The 5,197-nt window shown below is 45.2% G+C and carries 5 protein-coding genes; 2 read left to right on the top strand and 3 right to left on the bottom strand.

Features of this window, described 5'->3' with window-relative positions:
* Positions 1-294 precede the first annotated feature (294 nt).
* From recA to QVP67_RS03735, 3 genes are all read right to left on the bottom strand, one after another.
* Entirely contained in the window at positions 295-1,338 is a 1,044-nt protein-coding gene (gene recA, locus QVP67_RS03745; protein WP_022162217.1) for a recombinase RecA, read from the bottom strand.
* Positions 1,339-1,383: 45 nt separating this feature from the next.
* Entirely contained in the window at positions 1,384-1,836 is a 453-nt protein-coding gene (gene bcp / locus QVP67_RS03740; protein ID WP_022162216.1) for a thioredoxin-dependent thiol peroxidase, read from the bottom strand.
* 144 nt (positions 1,837-1,980) lie between these two features.
* Positions 1,981-3,174 carry a saccharopine dehydrogenase family protein gene (locus tag QVP67_RS03735; protein ID WP_022162215.1) on the bottom strand — a complete coding sequence of 398 codons (1,194 nt, stop codon included), beginning with the start codon at positions 3,172-3,174 and terminating at the stop codon, positions 1,981-1,983.
* A 297-nt stretch (positions 3,175-3,471) separates the two neighbouring features.
* On the opposite strand from QVP67_RS03735, the gene QVP67_RS03730 reads away from it, so the two are divergent.
* Both QVP67_RS03730 and QVP67_RS03725 read left to right on the top strand, forming a co-directional pair.
* Positions 3,472-4,263 (top strand): META domain-containing protein, encoded by a 792-nt coding sequence (locus tag QVP67_RS03730; RefSeq protein WP_277121153.1) that lies wholly within the window; start codon positions 3,472-3,474, stop codon positions 4,261-4,263.
* An 18-nt stretch (positions 4,264-4,281) separates the two neighbouring features.
* Positions 4,282-4,971, top strand: coding sequence for a potassium channel family protein (locus tag QVP67_RS03725; RefSeq protein WP_022162213.1), 690 nt, complete (start codon positions 4,282-4,284; stop codon positions 4,969-4,971).
* Positions 4,972-5,197: the final 226 nt, after the last annotated feature.

Genomic DNA, 5,197 nt, shown 5'->3' with positions numbered 1-5,197 from the left:
AAAAGCGTCTAGTTAAATCAGGAAAAGACATAAAGATATTCTGTAGCAAAATTTTCCTAACTAGGGAAAAAATATTCCCCAGTTAGGAAAAAATTTTTTCCCAGTTAGGGAAAAATGAAGGGCCTTGCTGGCTTCGGATGACTGCCCTAAAAGCAATAGGGCTGTTACTTTTTGTTTTGCTACGTACCTTTACAGATAAAATCAGGCGGAACTTTACTGAATCGATGATATTCGTAAAGTTCCGCCTGTATTTATTATCTCTATATGATAGCCGAAAGGGCTGAAGAGAAGCTTTTATTTCTCTTTTTTCAGTTCGGCAAAGATAAGTCCTTCCAGTTCTTCTGCCAGTTCAGGATTGTCCATGATGACTTGCTTGGCCGCATCGCGTCCTTGTGCCAGCTTGGTATCGTTGTAGCTGAACCAGGAACCGCTTTTCTTGATGATGCCCAGTTCGGCACCCAAGTCAATGATTTCGCCTGCACGCGACACACCTTCGCCAAACATGATGTCGAACTCTGCTTTGCGGAAGGGAGGAGCCACTTTGTTCTTGACAACCTTCACTTTGGTCTGCTTGCCTAAGATTTCTTCTCCGTTCTTGATGGCTTGTCCGGGGCGGATGTCGATACGTACCGAAGCATAGAATTTCAGTGCGTTACCACCTGTAGTCGTTTCAGGATTGCCAAACATTACTCCGATTTTTTCACGCAATTGGTTGATGAAGATACAGCAGGTACGTGTTTTGCTGATAGCAGACGTCAGTTTGCGCAGGGCTTGCGACATCAGACGTGCCTGAAGTCCCACTTTGTTGTCTCCCATGTCGCCTTCTATTTCAGCTTTCGGGGTCAGTGCGGCTACGGAGTCAATAACGATGATGTCGATGGCTGATGAATGAATCAGCTGGTCGGCTATTTCCAGCGCCTGTTCTCCATTGTCGGGCTGCGAGATGAGCAGGTTGTCGATATCTACTCCCAATTTGGCCGCATAGAAGCGGTCGAATGCATGTTCGGCATCGATGAATGCAGCGATACCGCCCGCTTTTTGTGCTTCGGCAATGGCATGGATGGCAAGCGTTGTTTTACCGGAAGATTCCGGACCATAGATTTCGATGATACGTCCACGTGGATAACCACCTACCCCCAAAGCGGCATTCAGGCCGATGGAGCCGGTAGGAATCACGTCGATCGGCTCGATTTCTTCGCCTCCCATTCTCATGATAGAGCCTTTTCCGAAGCTTTTTTCTATTTTGTCCATGGCAGCTTGCAATGCTTTCAGCTTTTCGCTGGAAGCCTGTGGAGCTGTACCATTCTCGTCAAAATTAAGTTCGTCTTTTTTTGCCATAAGCTGTTTTTTTGATAGTTGGATAATTAAGTAGCCTCAAGGTTGTTATTCTCCAAGAATCTGTTTGGCATGTTCCTTGGTTTTTACCTCTTTAGGGCCGATGATGCGTTCTATCACTCCTTCTTCGTTAATCAGGAAGGTAGTGCGAAACGTTCCCATGTATTTACGCCCGTACATGCTTTTTTCTCCCCATACTCCGAATTCTTCTACCAGTTTTTTGTCGGTATCGGTAATCAGCGTAAACGGAAGCGCATTTTTTTCAATGAATTTCTGATGCGATTTGGCGCTGTCTACGCTTACTCCTATCACTTCGTATCCGGCCTGACGCAATTCGCTGTAATTGTCGCGCAGGTTACATGCCTGAGCCGTACAGCCCGAAGTACTGTCTTTAGGGTAGAAGTAGAGTACAATCTTCTTGCCTTTATAGTTGCTGAGACGGATTTCTTCGCCTTTTTCGTTTACACCCAGCAGTTCGGGTGCTTTGTCTCCTACGTTCATGCGGGATAATGATTAATGGTTAATAATATAAGTATGCAGTTCTTTAGTTTTTGAGTTTGTAAGTTTATTGGTTATTGCTTTATTTCAACTCAAAAGCTTATAACTTACAAACTTAGAAACTCAAAAACTCATAAACTTACAAACTCAGAGTTCCAGATCGCCGTCGAACACTTCGTGCCAGGGCAGTCCCTGCTTGTTAAGCTGCTCCATGAACGGATCCGGATCGAATTCCTCTACGTTCCATACTCCCGGCTTTTTCCAGATGCCTTTCAGGAACATCATGGCTCCGATCATGGCCGGAACGCCAGTGGTGTAGCTCACTCCCTGCATACCTGTTTCTTTGTAGGCTGCCTGATGGCTACAGTTATTGTATACGTAGTAGGTGCGTTCTTTTCCGTCTTTCAGTCCGCGGATGCGGCATCCGATAGAAGTTTCGCCTTCGTAATTCTCGCCCAGATCCTGCGGGTTAGGCAATACAGCCTTCAGGAATTGGAGCGGAACGATTTTTATGCCGTTGTATTCCACTTCGTCGATACGAGCCATACCGATGTTTTGGATAACGCGCAAGTGTGTCAGGTATTCCTGTCCGAAAGTCATCCAGAAGCGTGCCCGTTTGATGGTGGGGAAATTCTTTACTAGTGATTCCAGCTCTTCGTGATAGAGCAAGTAAGAATCGCGCGGACCGATGTTAGGATAAGTCAGGTCTTTGTGGATTTCCATCGGTTGGGTAGTTATCCACTGGCCGTTTTCATAATAACGTCCGTTCTGTGTGATTTCGCGGATGTTGATTTCGGGATTGAAGTTAGTCGCAAAAGCTTTATGGTGATTACCGGCGTTGCAATCGACAATGTCCAGATACTGTATTTCGTCGAAATGATGCTTGGCTGCATAGGCTGTATAGACACCACTGACACCCGGGTCGAAACCACATCCCAGGATAGCGGTCAGACCGGCATCCTCGAAGCGTTTCTTGTAAGCCCATTGCCAGCTATATTCGAAGTGGGCCACGTCCTTCGGTTCGTAGTTGGCAGTATCCAGATAGTTTACTCCGGTTTTCAGGCAGGCTTCCATGATGGTAAGATCCTGATAGGGAAGGGCCACGTTGATAACGATTTCCGGCTTGAAGCTGTTGAACAGTGCCACCAGTTCGTCTACGTTGTCTGCATCCACCTGAGCGGTTTGGATGTTAGGGTTACCGATTGCTTTTACTACTGCATCGCATTTTGATTTGGTGCGGCTGGCAATCATGATTTCGGTGAATACATCAGGATTTTGAGCCACTTTGTGGGCAACAACGGTACCTACACCGCCTGCACCAATAATAAGAACTTTACCCATTTTCTTGTTATATTAATAAGGTTACGAAATAAATTCCTTTTAAAGTAATTTTGAGCAAATATACGGGTTAATTCTCACATAAGCATTAAAATCGTGCTAAATACTTGGGAGAATTTAGCCCTGTTCTTGAACATTCTGTTTCTTTTCTGGTTATTTTGTTGTGTTTAATAAGGAATATAGTTTATATTTGCCCATGAATTCATGTGGTTGTGATATGCTTTCACCAACGTCTTTCTGTCTTTCAGAAGATTAGGTGATGGATTTATTAACTTAAAACTTAAATAATAACGAATGATGATGAAAAATGTTTTTGTTTCTTTATGTATGGTATTAACGATGGTGATTGCTTCGTCTTGTGCATCGACAAAAAATGCGGCAACTGTAGCCGACATCAGTGGAGAGTGGAATATCATTGAACTGAATGGTGCGGCAGTGGTTCCGGCACCGGGTCAGGCGTTTCCTTTCATCGGGTTCGATGTTGCGCAGGGAACTGTGTATGGCAACAGCGGATGTAACCGTATGACTGGCCGTTTCGATGTGAATGCCAAGCCGGGCACTATCGATTTGGGAGCTTTGGGAAGTACGCGTATGATGTGTCCTGACATGACTGTCGAAAAAAATGTCTTGGCAGCCCTGTCGCAAGTGAAAAAGTATAAGAAGCTGGGCGATGATCAGATAGCCTTGTGCGGTTCGTCCAAACGCCCTATTGCAGTATTGCAGAAACGGCCGGCGACGGTGACGCTGAACGATTTGTCCGGTAAGTGGCTCATCAGTGAAGTAAGCGGAGTAGCTGTTCCCGACAGTCTGGAGAATAAACCTTTCCTTGAATTCAACGTGGCAGAAAAACGTCTGCACGGAAATGCTGGTTGCAATGTTATCAACGGAGGTATTCAGACCGAGGATGCAAATTCTGCAGCAGTGTCTTTCCCGCAAGTTATCAGTACCATGATGGCATGTCCGGATATGGAAATCGAAAGCAGCATTCTTAAGGCATTGAATTCTGTTCGTTCCTTTGGTAAGTTGGCCAACGGCGGCGTAGGTTTCTACAATGCAGAAAATACGCTGGTTCTGGTATTGACGAAGGAGTAATTTCTCCCATTCAGCATTATGAAATATATTGTTATCGGTTTAAACAATTACGGTAGTGTACTTGCTGAAGAACTTTCAGCTTTGGGACACGAAGTGATAGGTGCAGATATTAATGCCAGTAGGGCAGACTGTCTGAAGGATAAGATTGCAGCTACTTTTGTCATCGACGCAACCGACGAGCAGGCTCTTTCCGTTCTTCCGCTCAATACGGTCGATGTTGTGATCGTTTCCGTAGGAAAGAATTTGGGAGTTTCCATCCGTACGGTAGCGTTGCTGAAGCAGAAGAAAGTAAAGCGCATCTATGCCCGTGCCATCGATTCGGTTCATCGTGCCATACTCGAAGCTTTCGGATTGGAACGAATTCTTACTCCCGAAGCCGATGCTGCCCGTTCGTTGGTTCGTATGCTTGAGTTCGGAGCCGATATGGAGACTTTCCAGATAGATTCGGAATACTATGTTGTAAAGTTCACCGCACCTTCCCGTCTGGTGGGATATTATGTAAGCGAACTGAAACTGGACTTAGAGTTCCATTTGCAACTTCTGGCTTTGAAGCGTGCCGGGACTCAGAAGAATACTCTCGACATATCGTTTGTTGAACGTACTGTAGTCGAAGGAGCTTTCGACAAAGAGCAAGTTCAGGAAGGCGATCAGCTGGTTTGCTATGGCCGTTACCACGATTTCCGAAAATTCTGGAAGGCCTTGAAATAATTCTTTTCTTTTAGAACTTTTTTCAAAAAAGCTATGTTACGTTTGCCAAGTGCCACTTGGTAAACGTAACTATCTATATAAGCCAAATCGGCTTAGATGTTAATTCCCGATTCTATAATAATCAATCTTATTTTGGGTGACATGTAACGTTGCGCTGAACAACAAGTATTGTTCACGAACGGAACAAGTGTCGCTCGCGAGCCGTGCAAGTGTGGCTCGTGAGCGA

Source organism: Bacteroides sp. CAG:633 (assembly GCF_000435115.1).
GTDB classification, from domain to species: domain Bacteria; phylum Bacteroidota; class Bacteroidia; order Bacteroidales; family Bacteroidaceae; genus Bacteroides; species Bacteroides ndongoniae.
Note: the sequence above shows the minus strand (reverse complement) of the source record. Positions and strands in the feature narration are given on the sequence as shown.